The 19,236-nt window shown below is 31.0% G+C and carries 30 protein-coding genes; 26 read left to right on the top strand and 4 right to left on the bottom strand.

Features of this window, described 5'->3' with window-relative positions:
* Nucleotides 1-110: 110 nt before the first annotated feature.
* The 22 genes from rpsJ to rplA all read left to right on the top strand — a co-directional run bounded on the left by rpsJ (nt 111) and on the right by rplA (nt 10,787).
* On the top strand, nt 111-416 hold the full coding sequence (gene rpsJ / locus VY93_RS03510) for a 30S ribosomal protein S10 (RefSeq protein ID WP_020003156.1): 306 nt from the start codon (nt 111-113) through the stop codon (nt 414-416).
* 17 nt (nt 417-433) lie between these two features.
* Nucleotides 434-1,240: a 50S ribosomal protein L3 gene (gene rplC / locus VY93_RS03505; RefSeq protein ID WP_011283779.1), complete on the top strand. Its 807-nt coding sequence runs from the start codon at nt 434-436 to the stop codon at nt 1,238-1,240.
* A gap of 2 nt (nt 1,241-1,242) precedes the next feature.
* Entirely contained in the window at nt 1,243-1,932 is a 690-nt protein-coding gene (gene rplD / locus VY93_RS03500; RefSeq protein WP_020003155.1) for a 50S ribosomal protein L4, read from the top strand.
* Nucleotide 1,933: 1 nt separating this feature from the next.
* Nucleotides 1,934-2,410 (top strand): 50S ribosomal protein L23, encoded by a 477-nt coding sequence (gene rplW / locus VY93_RS03495; protein WP_020003154.1) that lies wholly within the window; start codon nt 1,934-1,936, stop codon nt 2,408-2,410.
* A 61-nt stretch (nt 2,411-2,471) separates the two neighbouring features.
* Nucleotides 2,472-3,317, top strand: coding sequence for a 50S ribosomal protein L2 (gene rplB / locus VY93_RS03490; protein ID WP_020003153.1), 846 nt, complete (start codon nt 2,472-2,474; stop codon nt 3,315-3,317).
* Complete coding sequence (gene rpsS / locus VY93_RS03485) at nt 3,317-3,595, top strand: 30S ribosomal protein S19 (RefSeq protein WP_020003152.1); 279 nt, start codon at nt 3,317-3,319, stop codon at nt 3,593-3,595. The genes rplB and rpsS overlap by 1 nt, the downstream gene beginning before the upstream one ends.
* Nucleotides 3,592-3,936 (top strand): 50S ribosomal protein L22, encoded by a 345-nt coding sequence (gene rplV, locus VY93_RS03480; RefSeq protein WP_162891463.1) that lies wholly within the window; start codon nt 3,592-3,594, stop codon nt 3,934-3,936. Before rpsS ends, rplV begins: the two co-directional genes overlap by 4 nt.
* Nucleotides 3,936-4,616 carry a 30S ribosomal protein S3 gene (gene rpsC / locus VY93_RS03475; protein WP_020003150.1) on the top strand — a complete coding sequence of 227 codons (681 nt, stop codon included), beginning with the start codon at nt 3,936-3,938 and terminating at the stop codon, nt 4,614-4,616. The genes rplV and rpsC overlap by 1 nt, the downstream gene beginning before the upstream one ends.
* Nucleotides 4,594-5,013: a 50S ribosomal protein L16 gene (rplP, locus tag VY93_RS03470; protein ID WP_020003149.1), complete on the top strand. Its 420-nt coding sequence runs from the start codon at nt 4,594-4,596 to the stop codon at nt 5,011-5,013. The genes rpsC and rplP overlap by 23 nt, the downstream gene beginning before the upstream one ends.
* Nucleotides 5,013-5,210: a 50S ribosomal protein L29 gene (gene rpmC / locus VY93_RS03465; protein ID WP_011283771.1), complete on the top strand. Its 198-nt coding sequence runs from the start codon at nt 5,013-5,015 to the stop codon at nt 5,208-5,210. The genes rplP and rpmC overlap by 1 nt, the downstream gene beginning before the upstream one ends.
* Nucleotides 5,210-5,497: a 30S ribosomal protein S17 gene (gene rpsQ / locus VY93_RS03460; protein ID WP_020003148.1), complete on the top strand. Its 288-nt coding sequence runs from the start codon at nt 5,210-5,212 to the stop codon at nt 5,495-5,497. The genes rpmC and rpsQ overlap by 1 nt, the downstream gene beginning before the upstream one ends.
* Nucleotides 5,497-5,862 carry a 50S ribosomal protein L14 gene (rplN, locus tag VY93_RS03455; RefSeq protein WP_011283769.1) on the top strand — a complete coding sequence of 122 codons (366 nt, stop codon included), beginning with the start codon at nt 5,497-5,499 and terminating at the stop codon, nt 5,860-5,862. The genes rpsQ and rplN overlap by 1 nt, the downstream gene beginning before the upstream one ends.
* Nucleotides 5,863-5,870: 8 nt before the next feature.
* Nucleotides 5,871-6,197: a 50S ribosomal protein L24 gene (gene rplX / locus VY93_RS03450; RefSeq protein ID WP_011283768.1), complete on the top strand. Its 327-nt coding sequence runs from the start codon at nt 5,871-5,873 to the stop codon at nt 6,195-6,197.
* Complete coding sequence (gene rplE / locus VY93_RS03445; protein WP_020003147.1) at nt 6,197-6,757, top strand: 50S ribosomal protein L5; 561 nt, start codon at nt 6,197-6,199, stop codon at nt 6,755-6,757. Before rplX ends, rplE begins: the two co-directional genes overlap by 1 nt.
* Nucleotides 6,757-6,942: a type Z 30S ribosomal protein S14 gene (locus tag VY93_RS03440; RefSeq protein ID WP_011283766.1), complete on the top strand. Its 186-nt coding sequence runs from the start codon at nt 6,757-6,759 to the stop codon at nt 6,940-6,942. The genes rplE and VY93_RS03440 overlap by 1 nt, the downstream gene beginning before the upstream one ends.
* Before the next feature lies 1 nt (nt 6,943).
* On the top strand, nt 6,944-7,342 hold the full coding sequence (rpsH, locus tag VY93_RS03435; RefSeq protein WP_020003146.1) for a 30S ribosomal protein S8: 399 nt from the start codon (nt 6,944-6,946) through the stop codon (nt 7,340-7,342).
* An 8-nt stretch (nt 7,343-7,350) separates the two neighbouring features.
* Entirely contained in the window at nt 7,351-7,893 is a 543-nt protein-coding gene (gene rplF, locus VY93_RS03430) for a 50S ribosomal protein L6 (RefSeq protein ID WP_020003145.1), read from the top strand.
* 8 nt (nt 7,894-7,901) lie between these two features.
* Entirely contained in the window at nt 7,902-8,255 is a 354-nt protein-coding gene (gene rplR, locus VY93_RS03425) for a 50S ribosomal protein L18 (RefSeq protein WP_020003144.1), read from the top strand.
* Between the two features lie 2 nt (nt 8,256-8,257).
* Entirely contained in the window at nt 8,258-9,004 is a 747-nt protein-coding gene (rpsE, locus tag VY93_RS04630; RefSeq protein WP_020003143.1) for a 30S ribosomal protein S5, read from the top strand.
* Nucleotides 9,004-9,453, top strand: coding sequence for a 50S ribosomal protein L15 (gene rplO / locus VY93_RS03415; RefSeq protein ID WP_020003142.1), 450 nt, complete (start codon nt 9,004-9,006; stop codon nt 9,451-9,453). Before rpsE ends, rplO begins: the two co-directional genes overlap by 1 nt.
* Before the next feature lie 57 nt (nt 9,454-9,510).
* Nucleotides 9,511-10,092, top strand: a complete 582-nt coding sequence (rplK, locus tag VY93_RS03410) for a 50S ribosomal protein L11 (protein ID WP_020003141.1) — start codon at nt 9,511-9,513, stop codon at nt 10,090-10,092.
* Complete coding sequence (gene rplA, locus VY93_RS03405) at nt 10,092-10,787, top strand: 50S ribosomal protein L1 (RefSeq protein ID WP_011283759.1); 696 nt, start codon at nt 10,092-10,094, stop codon at nt 10,785-10,787. The genes rplK and rplA overlap by 1 nt, the downstream gene beginning before the upstream one ends.
* 102 nt (nt 10,788-10,889) lie before the next feature.
* On the opposite strand, the gene tyrS is transcribed toward rplA, so the two are convergent.
* Nucleotides 10,890-12,125 (bottom strand): tyrosine--tRNA ligase, encoded by a 1,236-nt coding sequence (gene tyrS, locus VY93_RS03400; RefSeq protein ID WP_020003140.1) that lies wholly within the window; start codon nt 12,123-12,125, stop codon nt 10,890-10,892.
* Nucleotides 12,118-12,717: a TyrS-associated PheT N-terminal domain-related protein TapR gene (gene tapR, locus VY93_RS03395; protein WP_011283757.1), complete on the bottom strand. Its 600-nt coding sequence runs from the start codon at nt 12,715-12,717 to the stop codon at nt 12,118-12,120. The genes tyrS and tapR overlap by 8 nt, the downstream gene beginning before the upstream one ends.
* Nucleotides 12,718-12,800: 83 nt before the next feature.
* Here tapR and VY93_RS03390 point away from each other — a divergent pair, with 83 nt between their 5' ends.
* Nucleotides 12,801-13,694 carry a DegV family protein gene (locus VY93_RS03390; protein ID WP_020003139.1) on the top strand — a complete coding sequence of 298 codons (894 nt, stop codon included), beginning with the start codon at nt 12,801-12,803 and terminating at the stop codon, nt 13,692-13,694.
* Here the strand turns inward: VY93_RS03390 and VY93_RS03385 are convergent.
* Entirely contained in the window at nt 13,684-14,412 is a 729-nt protein-coding gene (locus VY93_RS03385) for a ribonuclease HIII (RefSeq protein WP_020003138.1), read from the bottom strand. The two genes, VY93_RS03390 and VY93_RS03385, sit on opposite strands and share 11 nt — an antisense overlap.
* A 23-nt stretch (nt 14,413-14,435) precedes the next feature.
* Nucleotides 14,436-15,365 carry a Cof-type HAD-IIB family hydrolase gene (locus tag VY93_RS03380; protein WP_020003137.1) on the bottom strand — a complete coding sequence of 310 codons (930 nt, stop codon included), beginning with the start codon at nt 15,363-15,365 and terminating at the stop codon, nt 14,436-14,438.
* Between the two features lie 93 nt (nt 15,366-15,458).
* Between VY93_RS03380 and VY93_RS03375 the strand changes: the two genes are divergently transcribed.
* The 3 genes from VY93_RS03375 to tilS are packed head-to-tail and all read left to right on the top strand — an operon-like array spanning nt 15,459 to nt 19,109.
* Nucleotides 15,459-17,681 carry an ATP-dependent DNA helicase gene (locus VY93_RS03375; protein WP_020003136.1) on the top strand — a complete coding sequence of 741 codons (2,223 nt, stop codon included), beginning with the start codon at nt 15,459-15,461 and terminating at the stop codon, nt 17,679-17,681.
* The gene (pth, locus tag VY93_RS03370) at nt 17,681-18,244 is read left to right on the top strand and encodes an aminoacyl-tRNA hydrolase (protein WP_020003135.1); all 564 of its coding nucleotides are present in this window, start codon (nt 17,681-17,683) and stop codon (nt 18,242-18,244) included. Before VY93_RS03375 ends, pth begins: the two co-directional genes overlap by 1 nt.
* Complete coding sequence (tilS, locus tag VY93_RS03365) at nt 18,234-19,109, top strand: tRNA lysidine(34) synthetase TilS (RefSeq protein WP_020003134.1); 876 nt, start codon at nt 18,234-18,236, stop codon at nt 19,107-19,109. Before pth ends, tilS begins: the two co-directional genes overlap by 11 nt.
* Nucleotides 19,110-19,236 lie beyond the last annotated feature (127 nt).

Genomic DNA, 19,236 nt, shown 5'->3' with positions numbered 1-19,236 from the left:
CATATAGCCCATAGTTTGTAAAGGTTGCTGATACACCAAAAAAGTTGTTGAGGGTTTATCAGGTAGTTTTGCAAATTGGATATGTTCTTAGAAACAATAAGGAGACAACGATGGCAAAAACCCAAATTAAAGTTTTTGGATTCGATCACAAAGTGGTTGATGAAGCTGCTAAAAAATTAGTTTCATTAGCGGTTGCTACCAAAAACAAATTTGTAGGTCCAATTCCAATGCCTACTAAAAGAGAAGAAGTGACAATTCTTAGATCAGTTCACGTTAACAAAAAATCTCGTGAACAATTCGAATCAAGAACTCACCAAAGATTAGTAGTGCTTGAAAACCCAAGTAGCGAACTACTTGACAAGTTAAAAAGACTTGAGCTTCCAGCTGGTGTTGGACTTAAATTTAAAGAAAAATAATATTCATAAGGAGAATCATGAAAGGAATCTTAGGACGTAAAGTTGGTATGACTCAAATTTACTCTGAAACCGGAACAGCAATTCCAGTTACAGTAATTGAAGTTAAGCCAAATGTTGTAACCAAGGTTTTAACAAAACAATCAAATGGTTATGAAGCTGTTCAACTTTCAGTATTTGATAAAAGAGAAAAATTATCAAATAAACCTGAAACGGGACACTTTAAAAAAGCCAATACAACACCTAAGCGCTTCGTTAAAGAAATTCGTAACATGAACGGTTACGAATTAGGTCAAAGTGTTTTAGTGAATATCTTCAGCGTAGGAGAATTAGTTGACGTATCTGGAACCTCTAAAGGTAAAGGATTTGCCGGTGCAATTAAAAGATACAATCAACACATCGGACCTAAATCTCACGGTGGAGGTGGAGGTAGCCAACCAATTAGACAAACTGGATCACTTGGAGATATCTCAGGTAACCGTGTTTTCAAAGGAATGACCATGCCAGGTCACCTTGGAAGCGAAAAAGCAACACTTCAAAACTTAGAAGTAGTTAAAGTTGATCTAAAAGAAAACCTTCTACTTGTTAAAGGAAGTGTTCCTGGAGCTAAAAATTCTTTTGTTGTTGTTAAATCAGCAGTAAAAGGACTTCCTGCAAAAGCTGCTGTTAAATTAGTTGACGTTAAAGAAGTTGTTTTAATGAACGAATTAGTTGAAAAAGCAAAAAAACTAAACGTTGAAGTAAAAGTGGGAATGCATTCAGATGAATTAAGACCACTTATTGAACAAGCAGAATTAGAAGCTGCTAAAGAAAAAGAAGGAGAGTAATAATGGCTGAAGTTAAAAATAAAAAAGCTAGTGTAGCTACTCCTGAAAAAGAAACAGTAGTTGTTCAAAAAGATAAATCTGCAGCTTTAGTTAAACCCCAATTTAACGCACAAGTTGATAAAAGAATGTTAGTTGAAGAAGTTCACCAACAAGCAATCTTTGATTCAATTCTTTCAGAAAGAGCTTCAAGAAGACAAAGTACACACCAAGTTAAAAACAGAGCCGCTGTTAGTGGAAGTGGTAAAAAACCATGAAAACAAAAAGGAACTGGTAGAGCTCGTCATAGCTCAAGACGTTCACCAATTTGAGTTGGAGGTGGTAGAGCCTTCGGACCTCAAAGTGTTAAGAATTATTCACTTAAAGTAAATAAAAAAGTTAAACAACTTGCCTTTAGATCAGCACTTACAATGCTAGTTAATGACAAGGCAGTTCTTGTTGAAGACTTTAAAATGGATAAAATCTCAACAAAAGATTTAAACCAAAAACTAAAAAGCTTAAACGTTGACAAATTAAGACATGTAGTTTTAGTTTCAGAAAACGCAACAGTATTTAAATCAAGTGCAAACCTTAAAAACGTAACAACATTAAAAGCACATTCACTTAATGTTGAAACACTTGTTAGAGCTGATGTTTTACTAGTTGAAAACGAAAGCATGAAATTACTTACAGAAAGGGTGCTAGGTTCAAATTAATATGGAATTAACCAGAGTCATTCAAGCTCCAATAATCACCGAAAAAACCGATAGATTATTACTTGATAGAAAATACACCTTTAAAGTAGATTACTTTGCAAACAAACATCAAATCAAACAAGCAGTTGAGACAATATTTAAAGTTGAAGTTGTTGATGTTAACACAATCAAAGTTGGTAAAAAACCAAAAAAACTTGGAAGATTTGCCGGATTTAAAAGCCGTTACAAAAAAGCCATCGTTACACTTGCTGCTGGACAAAGCATTAATTACTACCCAGAAGATGAAAGCGATTTAAAATCAAAAGCACAATTTTCAGAGGAAAAAGCTAGAGCCAAAGAAACACAAAGCAAGAAATCAAAAGAAGTTAGTGATAGAGTTGCTCAAAAACTTGCTAACAAAAAACAAACCGCAACCAAAACTAACGAAAATAAAAAAGCGCCACAAACTACACATAGAAAAGTAGGAAGCGGTTCTTAGAAGTGGAAAATATTTGCTTAGAAGATAAAATCCACAATTATTTTTAAGCATAAGGAGAATCATGGCAATTAAACATTACAAGCCAACAACTAATGGTCGTAGAAACATGACTTCTCTTGATTACAAACATAATTTATCAGGTGATAAACCTACCAAATCATTGCTTCGAATTCTAAAGAATTCAGCAGGTAGAAACAACCAAGGTAAAATTACTGTTCGTCATCACGGGGGAAGAGTAAAAAGGTTTTACAGATTAGTTGATTTTAAAAGAAATAAAGATAATATCCCTGCAGTAGTTAAAACAATTGAATACGATCCAAATAGATCAGCAAACATTTGTCTTTTAGCTTACGCAGATGGTGAAAAAAGATACATTATTGCACCTAAAGGAATTAAAGTAGGTCAAAAGGTAGTTTCAGGAGAAGGAGCCGACATTATTGTAGGTAACTCACTTCCGCTATCAAATATTCCTGAAGGTACATTTATTCATAATATTGAAATGCAACCTGGTGGTGGCGCAAAACTTGCAAGAAGTGCTGGAACATCAGCTCAAATTCTTGGAAAAGACGATAACGGAAAATACGTTGTTGTTAAATTAAAATCAGGTGAAACTAGAAGAATACTAGCTCGTTGCCGTGCTACAGTTGGTATGGTAGGAAATGAAGAATATTCTCTAGTAAATGTTGGAAAAGCCGGAATTAATCGTCACAGAGGTATTCGTCCAACAGTTAGAGGTTCTGTTATGAACCCAGTTGATCACCCACATGGGGGAGGAGAAGGTAAACAACCAGTTGGTAGAAAATCACCTCTTACTCCATGAGGTAAAAAAGCTCTTGGTGTTAAAACCAGAAAAACTAAAAAGTCTTCAAATAAATTAATTCTAAGAAGAAGAAAGGATGCTAAATAATGGCACGTAGTCTTAAAAAAGGTCCATTTGCAGACGACCATTTACTAAAAAAAGTTCAAGCCATTATTGACGGTAAGGCTCCTAAAAAACCAATCAAAACTTGATCAAGACGTTCTACAATTTTTCCTGACTTTGTAGGGCTAACATTTGCAGTACACAATGGTAAGCAATTTATAGAAGTTTATGTAACCGATGACATGGTAGGCCACAAGCTAGGGGAGTTTTCTCCTACAAGAACCTTCTCAGGTCACGGTGCAGATAAAGGTAAGAAAAAATAATGGCACAACAAGCAAAAGCACATGTAAAAATGCAAAGAGTTAGTGTTTCTAAAGCTAAACTTGTTGCTAATTTATTTAGAGGAAAAGACGCTGCACTAGCTCTTGGAATTCTTCATAATACACCTCAAAAATCTGCAAAAATTTTCATTAAATTATTAAACTCTGCCATTGCAAATGCAACTAATAACCACGGAATGGATGCTTCTAAATTATTTGTAAAAGAAATACATGTAAATGAAGGTCCTACCTTAAAAAGATTTCAACCTCGTAGCCAAGGAAGAGCTTACGAAATTTTAAAAAGAACATCTCATTTTTCAATTATTTTAGAGGAGCGTGCATAATGGGACAAAAAGTTAATCCAAATGGTTTCCGTTATGGAGTTACCAAAGCTCATAACACCACATGATTTGCTCACAAAGCAACTTATGGATCTAAATTAGTTGAAGACGTAAAAATTTATAAGTTCTTTGACAAATTTACAAGAAAATTCCAAATTGGTAAAGTTGAAATCCAAAGAGATTTAAACAATAAAGTATCAGTATTTTTACATACATCTAAGCCTGTTGCGATTTTAGGTGAAAATGGAACCAACATCAAAAACCTAACAGTAGCGCTTCAAAAACACTTAAAAAACAAAAAACTAGATGTTAACTTAAAAGTACTAGCAATTAAAGAACCAGATTTAAATGCAAGGCTTTTAGCTGAAATGATTGCAACTAAACTTGAAAATCGTGAAAGCTTTAGAAGTGCACAAAAAATCGCCATTAGATCAGCTCTTAAAGCTGGTGCTAAGGGAATTAAAACTGCAGTAAGTGGAAGACTTAATGGAGTTGACATGGCTAGAACTGAAGGATATTCAGAAGGTGAAATGAAATTACATACTTTAAGACAAGATGTTTCATATGCAACAGCAACCGCTAGAACTACATATGGAGCAATCGGAGTTAAAGTTTGAGTTTCTTTAGGTGAAATATTACAAGGAGATAGAACTTTCCATCATGCTTCAACCAAAAAGAACTAAATATCGTAAACCATTTTTACAAAGCCATGACAAAAGAAAAGCTCATAAAGGAAACAAAGTTTCATTTGGAAGCCACGGTTTACAAGCCGTAACCAGCGCGTGAGTGGATTCTCGTCAAATTGAATCAGCTCGTATTGCTGCAACCCGTAGTTTAGGGCGTGAAGGAAATGTCATAATTAGAATCTTCCCTCACTTTTCAAAAACTTCTAAGCCAATTGGAGTTCGTATGGGATCAGGAAAAGGGTCTCCTGAGAAATGATACACTCCAGTTAAGGTAAATACAGTTGTATTTGAAATTCAAGGAGTTTCTGATGAAAGAGCAAAAGAAGCGCTTAGACTAGCAGGACACAAACTACCAGTTAAATGAAAAATCATTGAAAAAGAAGGAGTTAACTAATGCAATTTAAAGAAGTAAAAGCTAAATCTGTTGAAGAACTCCACAAACTTGTAAATGATTTAAAAGCCGAACTATGAACCTTAGAATTTAGAAATTCAACCGGTTCACTTGAACAAACCCACAAAATTCCTCAACTAAGAAAAGATATCGCTAGAGCGTTAACTGCACTAAAACAAAAAGAAATGGAAACCAAATAATGACTTTTGAAAATAGAAATAACCGTAAAACCTTAACCGGTAAAGTGGTTAGTGCTCAAAAAACACAAAAAACAATTATTGTTGAAGTTGATAGATATAAAAAACACCTTCTATACGGTAAACGTTTCAAGAAAACCAAAAGATATGCAGTTCACGATGAAGCTCAGGTAGCAAAAGTAAATGACATGGTTATGATTATGGAAACTCGTCCACTGTCAAAAACTAAGCATTTCCGTTTATACCAAGTTTTATCTACAGCAAGCGATGTTGAAAAGGAAGCTAAATAATGATTTTTGAACTATCAAGAGCCAATGTAGCTGATAATTCAGGTGCAAAACAAGTTGGTGTTATTAGAGTTTTAGGTGGGTCAAAGAAAAAAGTTGCCGAAATTGGTGACGTGGTAATTTGTTCGGTAAAAAAAGCGCTGCCAAGTGGAGACGTTAAAGCAGGGCAAGTTCTAAAAGCGGTAGTAGTTAGAACTAAAAGAAATACATATAGATCTAATGGATCATACATTAGATTCGATGATAATGCCGTTGTTATATTAAAAGATGATGGAACCCCAGTGGGGACTCGTGTTTTTGGACCAGTTGCTCGTGAAATTAGAGAAAAATATCCAAAAATCGTATCTCTTGCACTAGAGGTTTTATAGGAGTAGTTATGAAATTCAAGAAAAATGATGAAGTAATCGTAATTGCTGGAAAAGACAAAGGCACAGTTGGTAGAATTGAAAAAATTCTAGTTAAAGAAAACAAAGTTATCATCAAAGATGTAAACATGGTAACCAAACACAATAAACCTTCTCAACAAAATCAAGAAGGAAATTTAACAAGCGTTGAGGCGCCTATCCATGTTTCAAATGTTGCTTACTTAGTTAAAAAAGCAAGCAAATCAAGCGCTGCGGTATATTCAAAACTTGGAAGAGTTACAAACAAAGACGGTAAAAAAGTTCGTCTTGTTAAAAAAACTAAAAAGGAAATTCAATAATGTTAAAACAAAAATACAAATCAGAAGTAGTTAGCGCATTAGTTAAAGAATTTCAATATTCTTCTGTAATGGAAGTTCCAAGAATCGAAAAAATCGTAGTAAATATGACTGCCGGAAAAGAAGTAAATAACTCTAAAGCTATCGAAGAAGTTTTAAATGAATTAACTCTTATTACCGGACAAAAACCTTATCAAACAGTTGCTAAAAAATCAAACGCTGCTTGAAAGTTACGTAAAAACATGCCAATGGGTGGAAAAGTAACTCTTCGTAAAGATAGAATGTGGGATTTTTTAGAAAAATTAATTACAGTAGCAATGCCTCGTATTCGTGACTTTAGAGGAGCTAATCACAAGGCGTTTGACAAAAATGGTAATTTTGCTTTAGGAATTAAAGAAGAAATTATCTTCCCAGAAATTGAATTTGACAAAATCCGTCGTAATAAAGGTCTTGACGTTGTAGTGGTTACCACCGCTAAAACCGCCAAAGAATCTAAAAGATTACTTGAACTTTTAGGAATGCCTTTTGATGACAAAAAACATACAAAGGAGAGCGCTAAATAATGGCAAGAAAAGCATTAATTGAAAAAGCTAAAAAGCATCCAAAATTTTCATCTCGTGCTTATACACGTTGTGAATTATGTGGGCGTCCTCACTCTGTATTAAGAAAATACAAAATTTGCCGTATCTGCTTTAGAAATTTAGCTCATGAAGGAAAAATCCCAGGCGTAAAGAAAGCGAGTTGATAAGATGTTTTTAACAGATCCAATATCAGATTTAATCGTTAGAATAAAAAACGCAAATCAAAGAAAACACAAAACCGTTGAAATTCCTCACTCAAATAAAAAAGAAGCAATTGTAAAGCTAATTAAAGAAGAAGGTTACATCAGTTCATATTCAGTTGAAGGATCTAAAAAAACTGATAAAAGGCTGCTAGTTACCTTAAAATACAAAGGCAAACAATCTGCGATTGTAGGAATTAAAAGAGTTTCAAAACCTGGCCTTAGAGTTTATGTTAAATCAGAAGAAATTCCTAAAGTACTTTCAGGATATGGAACCTGTATTATGTCAACTTCAAAAGGGTTAATGACCGATAAAGAAGCAAGAAAGGCAAATGTTGGTGGTGAAATCATTGCCTTCATTTGATAGGTAGATATATGTCACGTGTTGGAAATCGTGTGCTTGTAGTTCCTGCTGGAGTTACAGTTGATATTTCTGCTAGCAATTTTGTTTCAGTTACCGGAAAGCTGGGAAAACTAGAAAGAGCATTTTCTCCTAAAGTAAAAATCACTCTTCAAGATAACACCCTAACCACTCAAAGACTTAACGAGGAAAAAGCAACCAAGCAGCTTCATGGAACAACCAATGCGCTGCTTGCTAATATGCTTAAAGGTGTATCTGAAGGATTCCAAATTAATCTAGAAATCAAAGGGGTTGGATATAAAGCTGAGCTAAAAGGTAATAAATTAGTAGTAGCAGCCGGATATTCTCACCTTGTAACATTAGACGTTCCAAGTAACGTTGAAGTTAAAGTTCCAAAACCAGTTGAAATTAGCGTAAAAGGTATCGATAAACAAGCAGTTGGTGCATTTGCAGCAGTTGTAAGAGAAATAAGAAAACCTAATCCATATTCAGGAAAAGGAATTTCTTATAAAGGTGAAAAAATTAGACGTAAAGAAGGGAAAACAGCTTCTAAATAAGCATTAATATGAATTTATCAAGAAATAAAGCTCGTAAAGTTAAACAAAAAAGACTTAGAGCTAAAAGTGAATTATCTAGAGCTGCTTTTAAACCTAGACTTAGCGTTTTTAAATCGCATGCAAACTTTTACGCACAATTAATCGATGACCAAAAAAGAGTAACTTTAGCTAGCGTATCTTCACTTAAAAGTGGAAAATACGGAGGTAATGTTGCTGCCGCTAAAGAATTAGGACTTTTAATGGGGCAAAAAATATTAGACTTAAAATTAGAAACAGTAGCCTTTGACCGTAATGGATATTTATACCATGGAAGAGTTAAAGCATTTGCTGATGCAGTTAGAGAAAAAGGAGTTAAATTTTAATCATGGAAGATAAAAAACTAAGCAGCACTAAACCTGCCACTAGCTCAAAACCAGCTCCTAAAGCCCCTTCTACTGGTACTAAAGTAGTTACCAAGCCTGCTAGTGGCCCAAGACCTGCATTTAAACCAGGTCAAAGAAAACCTCACGCAAGTAATGCTTCTAATGACAAAGTAGCCTTTGAAAAAAGAAACTTCACCAGCGGTGATAAAACCAAAAAACCAACCGATTCAAAAAACCCTAGATTTCAAAGAAATAATAAAGATAGAAAATTCGTATCAGAATACGAAGAAAAAATTGTAGACATCGCCAGAGTTACAAAAGTTGTTAAAGGTGGAAGAAGATTCAGCTTTAGCGCCTTTGTAGTTATAGGAAATAAAAAAGGAACAGTAGGTTATGGGCACGGTAAAGCCAACGAAGTTCCTGATGCAATTAAAAAAGCCATAAAAGATGCACACAATAATTTAGTAGAAGTTCCAATTACCAAAGGAACTGTGCCTCACGAAGTTACTGCTAAATTTTTAGCATCAAAAGTTTTACTAAAACCAGCTCCTAAAGGAAAAGGGCTTATAGCTTCATCAAGAGTTAGAGCCGTTGTCGAGCTTGCTGGATATACTGACATAGTAAGTAAAACTTATGGATCTAGATCAGCTCAAAACGTTGTTAAATCAGTTGTAAAAGCTCTACTTAACCTTAGAACAGCAAAACAAATTGCTGAAGTTAGAGATAAAGATGTAAAGGATTTACTATAATGTCTTTAAAATTACATAATTTAAAACCTACACCAAATTCACGCCCTGAAAAACACCGTAAAGGTAGAGGACATGCAGCTGGTAAAGGTAAACAAGCTGGTAAAGGTCAATCTGGACAAAACAAACGTAAAGGGCACAGACTAGGATTTGAAGGTGGTCAAACCCCTTGATTTAGAAGAATTGGTAAACGTGGATTTAAAAACGTAAACCACGTTGAATACCAAGTTGTTAATCTATCTTCACTAGAAGAAAGATATTCAAATAATGAAACAGTTACACTTGAGTCATTATTTGAAAGAAACTTAATTAGAAGAAGCGTCGAATTAAGACCTGTTAAAGTTTTAGCTAAAGGAAAATTAACTAAAAAATTAACACTACAAGTTCACTCTGTAAGCCAGGCAGCAAGAGAAGCTGTTGAAAAAGCTGGTGGAAAAGTAGAAGAACTTTAATAAACAAGTGGGAGACAATAGTCGCTAATACCACATTATCGAAAGGATAATTACAAAATGGCAAAAGACGTACAAAAAGTTGCAAAATTGCAATTTTTAGCAGGTAAAGCTAAACCAGGACCATCACTTGCTGGTGTTGGTGTTAACATGCCTGAATTTACAAAAGCATTTAACGATGCTACAAGAGATAGAGGTGACGAGCCAGTTCCGGTTCAAATTACTGTTTTTAAAGATAAAACCTTTGAATTTAAATTATTTACTGCACCTGCTTCATATAAAATTAAGCAAGCTGCAAAAATTCAAAGTGGATCAAAAAACGCTAAAACTACCATTGCCGGAACTATAACACTAGAGCAATTAAAAGAAATTGCGGAATATAAATTACCTGATCTAAACACCGATGATGTTAACGCTGCTATGGCGATAGTAGCTGGAACTGCAAAACAAATGGGTGTTTTAGTAGAAGGATACGACGACGTTGCTAAAGCTAAACAAGCAGCAAGAGAGGCTGCTAAAGCAGAAAGTTTAGCTAAAGCTAAAGAAGAGAGTTTAAAGAGTCAAGAAGAAGAGCTTAAAGCTTCAAAAGGTAAAGCTATTGATGTTAATGTAATCGAAAAAGAAAGAGAAGAAAAAGAATAATGGCAAAAAAACTTTCAAAAAACCAACAAAAAGTTCGTGCTTTATTTGATGCAAATCAAGCTTATGACTTGCATGAAGCAATTGAGCTTGCTAAAAAAACTTCTTATACAAAATTCGATGCATCAGTAGACCTTGCCTTTAAATTAAATCTTGACGTTAGAAAAGCGGACCAACAACTACGTGGATCAGTTCTTTTACCTAAAGGAACTGGTAAAGACGTTAAAGTTTTGGTGGTGACTAATAATCCTGAGAAACAAAAGCTAGCAACCGAAGCTAAAGCAGATTTTGTGCTTGATGCTGCAGCTTTTGAGCAGAAATTAAAAGAAGACGACTATAATTTTGATGTAATTGTAGCTGATCCTGCCATGATGCCAATTCTAGGTAAATACGGTAAAAAACTAGGGCCAAAAGGCCTAATGCCTAACCCAAAAACTGGAACAGTAACTCCTACTCCTGAAAAAGCAGTAGAAGAACTTAAAAAAGGTAAAGCAAACTACCGTACCGATAAAGCCGGAGTTGTTCATTCATTAATAGGTAAAGTAAGCATGCCAACAGAATCACTTGTTGAAAATGCTCAAACTTTAATTTCCCTAATTAAAAAATTAAAACCAGCAGCTGTTAAAGGAACATATATGCAAAATTTAACAGTTTCTTCTTCAATGGGGCCTGGTATTAAAATTAAATTAGAAAAATAATAATTTTCCGAAATAACAAAATAAACCATTATTTTAAAATGGTTTTTTCGTTATTAAATTAAACAAAAAATGCATATATACTACTAGGCATTTTTCGTTTTTTTATTTTACTTTGCAGATTAAAATTTTCTTTTTCCCTAAGTGAAGAGTCGCGTATTTTCCTTCGAAGTAATTAGAGCTTACGCTAAAGTCTTCATCAATAGATTCGTAGTTAAATTTTAGCGATTTACTTGCGATGAATTCTCTGGCTAGCCGCTTTGATTGCAGAATTTTATTTTCAACTAAAAAGTTAACTAGATTTACGCCTTTTTCAACTTCAAAGCTTTCAATTTGGCTGTAGGCAAACTCCATATTTTCAAGTGTTACTTTTGATAAATCTAAACTTGAATTAAATAGCATTTCACTTAAAAAGGTGCAATTTTCAGCCGCGCTTTTTCCGTGAATGTCTTTAATAACTTCATAAGCTAAAGCTTTTTGAGCTAGCCTATCTTTTGGGTTTTTATTATGTTTATTAACTAAATCTTTAATTTCGCTAATTCCTAAAAATGTAAGTCATTTTAGAAGTTTTTCAACTTCTGAATCAGGCTGGTTAATTAAAAACTGATACATGTCAAAAGGCTTGGTTTTTTGAGCGTCAAGTCACAGACTTCCGCCTCCAGTTGACTTACCGAATTTATTACCATTAGAATCTATTAATAAATTCGCAGTAATAGCGATAGCTTTGTGATTATCGCCTACTACTTTTGAAATCATTTCAATTCCAGTTGTGATATTTCCTCATTGATCAGAACCACCATATTGAACAAATATATCTTGATTTTGATATAAATGCAAAAAGTCATATCCTTGAATAATTTGATAACTAAATTCAGTAAAGCTTAGTCCTTGAGCAAGGCGATCTTTTACAGAATCTTTAGCAAGCATATATGAAACGTTAATTAGCTTTCCAATATTTTTTAGAAAATCTAAAAAAGAAATATCTTTATAGATTTCATAATTATCAAAAACTTTAAGTCCAAAAGATTCTAATTGAGATTTAATTTTATTTTTATTTTTAAGAAGCTCTTCAGTACTTAGAAGCACTCTTTCAGTTGATCTAAAAGAAGGATCACCTATCATTCCAGTGGCTCCTCCTAAAACCGCTAAAGCGTTTCAATTGTGTTTTTTGAATCTAATTAAATTAACAATTTGAACATAATTCCCTAAATGAAGGCTATCGGCTGTTGGATCAAAACCAACATATACTCCACTATTTTTAGGTAGGCTTAAAAATTTTTCTTCGTTAGAAATATCTTTTAGTATTTCTCTATCTCTTAATTCAGTTAATACTTTATGCATTGATTAAATATTCTGTCCCTATTAATTTCTCATCTTTAGTTGTAAAAACACCATCTTTATCTACTGCGGCATTTTTATAACTCATTATCATTCCTTGGCTTTCAATGCCCATAACGCTAGATTTTAAAATAACATCACCTTTAGCAGTAACGCTACCAGGATTAGCTATTAAAATTATCATGTCTTTTTTAACTAAAGTTGAATTAGTTACAATTTGAACTTCTTTGTCACGTTTTGCGTCAAGCTTTAACACAAAAAGCGAATCACTTTTTGGGTGTTTTTCTACTTCTAAAACTTTTGCAAATGTGAAAAATTCAACTAAATTTTCACCTAGTTTTAAGTTTTTATCCAGTTTTTTTAACTCTTTTTCAAGCGCTGTTTTTAGCTTACTGTCAGCTGAAAAAAATAGCTCATTTTTTTCTAATTTTAACTTTGATAAATCTAATATATTTACTGAGTTGATATTATAGTTATCATCGCAAAAAACAATAAAATTCTCAAATTTTAATTGCTTTGTAACATTAACATTCATGTTAATAAAAGCTATTGCAATATTTTCAAAATTACTTTTAAATTTTTTTATTACAAACATGAATTTTATTATACCAATTAATTATTTATTGCTTTATTTTTAGGTTATAAATTTAATTTTTTAATATACAATTAGTAACAATAATGTTTAGTAAAAAAATAGCTATTGTTGTCGATAGTTCATGTGGATTGACAAAAGAGCAAGCGGAAAAACTAAATTGACATTATCTACCTTTAGTTGTAGAAATCGATTCAAATGAATACTTAGATGGCGTTGATTTAACATCAGATAATTTATTTGATGTGTTTAAGGCAGATTCAAAAGCTGCTAGAACTTCTGCAAGTAAAATTGGTCAAGCACATGAACTTTTAGATAAACTCTCACAAGAATATGACAAAATCATTGTTTATACAATTTCAATGTATTTATCAAGTCAATATTCATTTTTTAAAACTATAGAAAATGATTTTCCAAAAATTGTAGTTGTCAATAGTAAATCGATTGCATTTTTAACAGTAATGCAACTTTTAAACTTTGAAAACAAATTAAAAGATGTTAAATCAGAAGAAGAATTTGAAGCTCTTCTAGTTGGTTTAGAAAAAACCGATCAATATAGCGTTTCTTTAGTTCCTAAATACAATAACTTTTTAGTTAAAGGAGGAAGATTAAGCCCACAAGCTGCGCTGCTAGCCAAGCTGCTTAATATTGTTCCAATTATTAAATTTGAAAACGGTGAACTAAAAAAAGAAGGTAAAGGAAGAATTTTTGAAAGAGTAGTTACTAAAGTTATTCAAGATAAATTAAGTGAAGACTTTAATCCTAATAAAAACGATGTAGTTTTACTACACTCTAATAACTTACAAATTAATTCTTTTAAAAATAAACTAACTAAAAAATACAATGTAAATTGCTATGTATTTAATATTCCTTCAGTGGTTGCAATTCACACTGGACCTGAAGCATTAGTTGTAATTAAAATGCCAAAAATGAATGCGCATTTAGTTAAAAAACTAAAAAGCATAAATCTTATTTCTTAGCATCTTCTTTAAACTTGAAAACTACCTTGGCTACCAATGGTAGTTTTTCTTTTCCATAAAGCTTTATGAAATTATCTCTAAGCATTAGCGTTTCTTTATTGCTTGCTAAATTAAATTTTGCTTTAGGAAATTTTTCTTGCATCTTTTGCATTTGCAGTAAGAGCTCATATCTAGCAACAATAGAAGCCACCGCTACTTCAATATAGTGGCTTTCTGCTTTTTTAAGAATTGCAATTTTTTCTTTTCAAGGGCTAAAGCCATATAAGTCTTTGTAAGAAACTATTATTTTTTCGTAGTATTTATTAAATGATGGATCGCTATTTACATAAGCGTCTATTATTAAAAGCTCACTTTTTTTAACTTTTTTTCTTAAGTTATTTATAGCTTCAGCATGCGCTAAAAATTTAATTTCATTAGCATTAAATTTTGTAAATAAAATGTTGTAGCTTTTCTGTGAAATTAAAGCACTAGCGTATTGAATGTGACTTTTAATATCGTTAAAAACGTTTTTAATTTTTTCATCGCTTAAAAGCTTAGAATCTTTAACGCCTAAATTTTTTAAAAGCTCTAGTTTATCTTTTGGAACATAAACCGCAGTTGCTATTAATGGAGTAAAAAACTCTCCAACTCCTACTTCGTCGATTCCAAAAACAAATTTACTTTTATCGTAAATTTTTTTTATTTCTGCTTCGTCTCTGTAAATTTTTAAATCTGCCATAGTATTAAAAAAATCAAATGATTTTAATCATCTGATTCTTGAACTGAAAGAATTTTTTCTTTTCTTTTGTTTGATCTTTCTATTTCTTTTTCTGGATTATCTAGAAAGGCATTAATTCAATGCCCAACTCCACCGTTTTTATTATTGTGATTAATTTTAATAGTTGCATATTTTTTAACATGCTTATCAGCATTTTGCATAGCAACTGATAAATTAGCTATTTTAAACATTGAAACATCATTAAAGCTATCACCGATTGCAATTGTGTTTTCAATTGAAATATCGTAATATCTCATAAGCATACTTAAAGCTTTTCCCTTTGATGCTTTAAGGCTGGTGATGTCAAATACTGGAGTTAGACCTTCTCCTTTAGATCAATATGAAAATTCAGCCAAATCAGAAAATTTTGTTTTTAAATATTTTCTTAATTTTTCTGGATCTGTAGTTTCTTTTACATCAAATAAAACTCCAGTAGGTTGAAGAGGAATTTTAAAAAAGTCAAGTCCAATTCTTTTCTTTGGAGTATTATGCAAGCTAAAAACAGCTTCTAAATTAACATCTTTTCTTTGAAGCTGAACTCAGTCAGGACCTTCAATTACTAAATTTGAAATTTCATTTTTAACATAGTCATCGCCTAAAATATAAAGCGCTTCGTTTAAGTTTAAATATTTAATGTGTGGAATAAAAGTTTTGTCTAAAGGATGATGAATATGTGCACCGTTATAGTTTACGACAACGGTATTTAAATTTAAAGTTTTATAAATTTCTTGAGTACTTCTTCAAGGACGGCCAGTTAATATGCACACAACATGCCCTTCTTTAACTGCCCTTTGAACTGCCTTAATTGTAACTTCGTGAATTTCGCCTGTTCTTGATGATTGAAGGGTAGTTCCATCAAGGTCAATTGCAAACAAAAACCGGTTTTTATTGTTTTGAATTTTGGTTGTTTTCATATACATCCCTCATAAGTTAAGAAATTATACCAAAATATCGTTTATTGCCTATTTATAGTCATATATGTTAAATTTAATATATAATTCCATGAAATGAAAGATATAACCCAGCTTGTTGGAAAATTTACAAAGATTAAAGCCGGTGGCCCAGAAGTCGGATGAGGGCTATATATTTTCCAATCAACTGATTCGCTATTGCGTAACTGCATGGTTTATATAACCAAAAAAAGTGTTGGTTCAATGCCAACATTATTTAGAAACTACAAAATTGATTTAGTAAATAATTCAAATCCAAATTACAAAAATTCTTCAAAAACATTAGTAGCATTTACAGAATTCTACGAAGATCAATTAACTCAAGAAGAAAAAAACAAACTTCTTGAAACTATTTTGCTTAAAGTTAAAAATTTAGGTAAAGTAAAAATCGAAAGAATTATTAAAAATTTTGGTTTTGATATTTTTAAGCATCATAGTGACATAGATGCTTTAAAAGAACAAACCAAAGATATTCTTACAAATCTGCAAATTGAAAGCCTTTATGAGTATTTTCAAAATCATTTAGATTTAATTAAAAGTTCATTTTTAAACAGCAAAGAAATTAGTAACTTTGATATTTTTATCGAACAAAATAAATTAAGTGACCTTAAAGAATTTTTAGTTAAAAAACACCCTTCTAATTTTGATTTTTTAAAGCATTATAAAGTTAGCGATCCTTATGTTTGATACAACAGAAATGAATTTGATAACTTTGCGCTTCTTGATTATTTTGCTCTTAAATTAAATTGAGGAATGTCTTGCGATGAAAGAATTAATGCGCTAACTAAATTTTGTTTTTTAGAACTAATTACTAACAATTCAACCATGGTTGAATTGCGTTTATTAAATTCTAAAATCAAAGAATTTATTCACGAAGAAAATTCTTATTGAAATGGTTATCCAGAAGACAAAAATGAACTAGAAAAAACCTTTAAAGTTGTTAGAGAAATTGATGGCAAAATTTATGTTGCTTTAAGCATTATTTATGACAAAGAAAAAAAGATTGCCAGCTTTTTAAAAATGCTTAATTCACTAAATCCTATTGTTTTAGATTCACTTCCTGATAGTGAAACTAAGACTTTGTCTGAGGGACAAAAAAGTGCATATGAAAGCTTTCTTAAAAACAATATAACCATTATTTCAGGAGCACCTGGAACCGGTAAAAGTCACATCATTAAACATATTCACAACACCTTAAAACAAAACAAATATAAAAACCAAAAAGAATATGCAATTTTAGCTCCTACTGGAAAAGCTAGCCTTTCAGTTTCTGAAAAAATAAACGCCAAAGTTTCAACTATTCATTCGTTTCTGCAAATCGAACCAAGTAGCGAACACACTATTAAAGTAAAACAAATTAACACTGAAGTTAAGTTTTTAATCATTGACGAATTTTCAATGGTTAATACTTATATTTTTAATTTATTAATTAGAGCTTGTCCTAATTTAATAAAACTAGTTTTAGTAGGTGATGTTGATCAGCTTCCTGCAATAGGACCTGGTAATTTACTTTCAGATATTGTTGAAAGTAAATTATTTAATGTGTTTTATTTAGATAAATATTTTAGAAGTGATTCAATTGAAATTTTTAATCACTTTAATTCAATTAAAACTAATTCGCCGCCTAATTTTAAAGACGGAATAATTAATTACATTAAATATTTAGATTCAAAATATTTATCAAGTGTAGTTGATTTATTTTGTGAAATAGCTAAAGAATCAGGCCTTGATAATTTAATGCTACTATCTCCAATGAAGGTTGGCGATAAAGGTCTTGATGCAATTAATAAAAAAATTCAAGATTTAATTAATCCTGATTCTGAATTAGTTTATAGCACTAAGTTTGGAAATAAATTTAAAATCAACGATAGAGTTATTCAACAAGAAAATAGACTCGATGATGACGTATATAATGGAGATATTGGTTTTATTAGAAAAAAAATCGGAACCAAAACTCAAGATATTAAAATATTAGTAGAATTTAAAAACAATAAATTAATTAAATATCCATTAAATGAATTTCTATCTCAGATAAAGTTGGCTTATGGAATTACTGTTCATAAATTTCAAGGTTCTGAAATTGATAACGTAATTTTTGCATTTGCAGATACTCACAAAAGAATGCTTTATAAAAAGTTAATTTATACAGGGCTTTCCAGAGCTAAAAAACAAATTTGAATAGTTACTAATAATAAAATTGATTATCCAAATTTAATAAAAGAAATTCAAAATGAAACTCCAATTTATACTAATTTAAAATACATTCTAAAAGGAAAATAATGAAATTAATAGTAGGTTTAGGTAATCCTGGTGATAAATATAAATTCACACGTCACAACGTTGGTTTTTTAGTTATAGATTTAATTTGTCAAAAATTAAAAATAACTCTAGATAAAGAAAAAACACATGGAAGTTATGCTAAGTTTGAAGACTTTATAATCGCTAAACCTAACACCTATATGAATTTAAGTGGAAACTTCGTTTTAGAGCTTGCTAACTTTTTTAAAATAGCACCAGATGACATTTTAGTAATTCACGATGAAAAAGATTTTGAGCTTGGAAAAAGCGCAATTAAAATCGGCGGATCAGGTGGAAGCCATAATGGTGTTTTAGATGTTATAAATAAGCTCAATACTCAAAACTTTAAACGTTTAAAAATCGGTATTGGACAAAACAAAGAAATGGCACTTAAAGACTATGTATTGCAAAGATTTTCACTTGAAGAATTTAGCGTATTAGAGCCGGTATTAAATCAAGCTGCTGATGTTTGCATTCAATATAGTTTTAACGATATTCATTATTTAATGAATAAATACAACCAAAAGAAAAAAAATGGAAACTAAATATTTAATAGCAGTATCAGGTGGAGCTGATAGCATGTTTTTACTTGATAAATATAAACATAAAAACATAGTAGTAGCTCACGTTAATTACAATCAAAGAAATGATTCAAATTTTGACGAAGAACTTGTTAGAAATTACTGCGAAAAAAATAATATAAAACTTGAAATTTTATCTTTAAATAAACAAGATTTTTTAAAAGGAAATTTTCAAGATTGAGCCAGAAAAGCAAGGTATTCTTTTTTTGAAAAAGTTTATAAAAAACATAACTGCAACAAGCTTTTAATAGCCCATCATAAACTTGATTTTTTAGAAACTTATTACATGCAAAAAGAATCAAATAAAATGAACTTTTTTTATGGAATTAAAAAAAGATCTTTTATTTTTGATATGCATGTCTATAGGCCATTTTTATATAAATACACAAAAAAACAAATTTATAAATTTTGTAGAAAAAATAAAATTCCATACCGTGATGACTATAGCAATTTTGAAAGTAAATACACTAGAAATATAGTTAGAAAATTGCTGCTTCAAAAAAATTTATTTTTATTAAATTTAACTTTTTTCAAAGTAGTTTTAATTAACTTTTTTAAATCATTTAAATATAAAAAAGTAACAAAAAAATTTGAAAATTTAAAGCAGCATAATTTTCAAATTAAAGACTTTAAGGGTAGATATTTAAACGAATTAATTTACCTGTATTTATCTGAATTAAATTTAGATTTAAATATTAATAAATACAAAATTTTATCCGTTAAAAGCTTTATATTAAGCGATAAAACTAACAAAGAATATCTTTTAGAAAAAAAATATTATCTTCAAAAAAAACAAAACAAAATCGTTTTAATCAACAAAGAAAATTAAGTGAAAATTTCTTAGTTTTTTTACTGCTTAAAAAAACCAAATTTAGGAAAAAATGGGCCATAAATAAGCTTATAATTTATAGGCCGTAAAAACATAATTTTGCTATAATACAATAATCTCATTATAG

It is taken from the genome of Mycoplasmopsis synoviae ATCC 25204 (assembly GCF_000969765.1).
Lineage (GTDB): Bacteria > Bacillota_I > Bacilli_A > Mycoplasmatales > Metamycoplasmataceae > Mycoplasmopsis > Mycoplasmopsis synoviae.
This window is presented reverse-complemented; position numbering and strand designations above follow the sequence as displayed.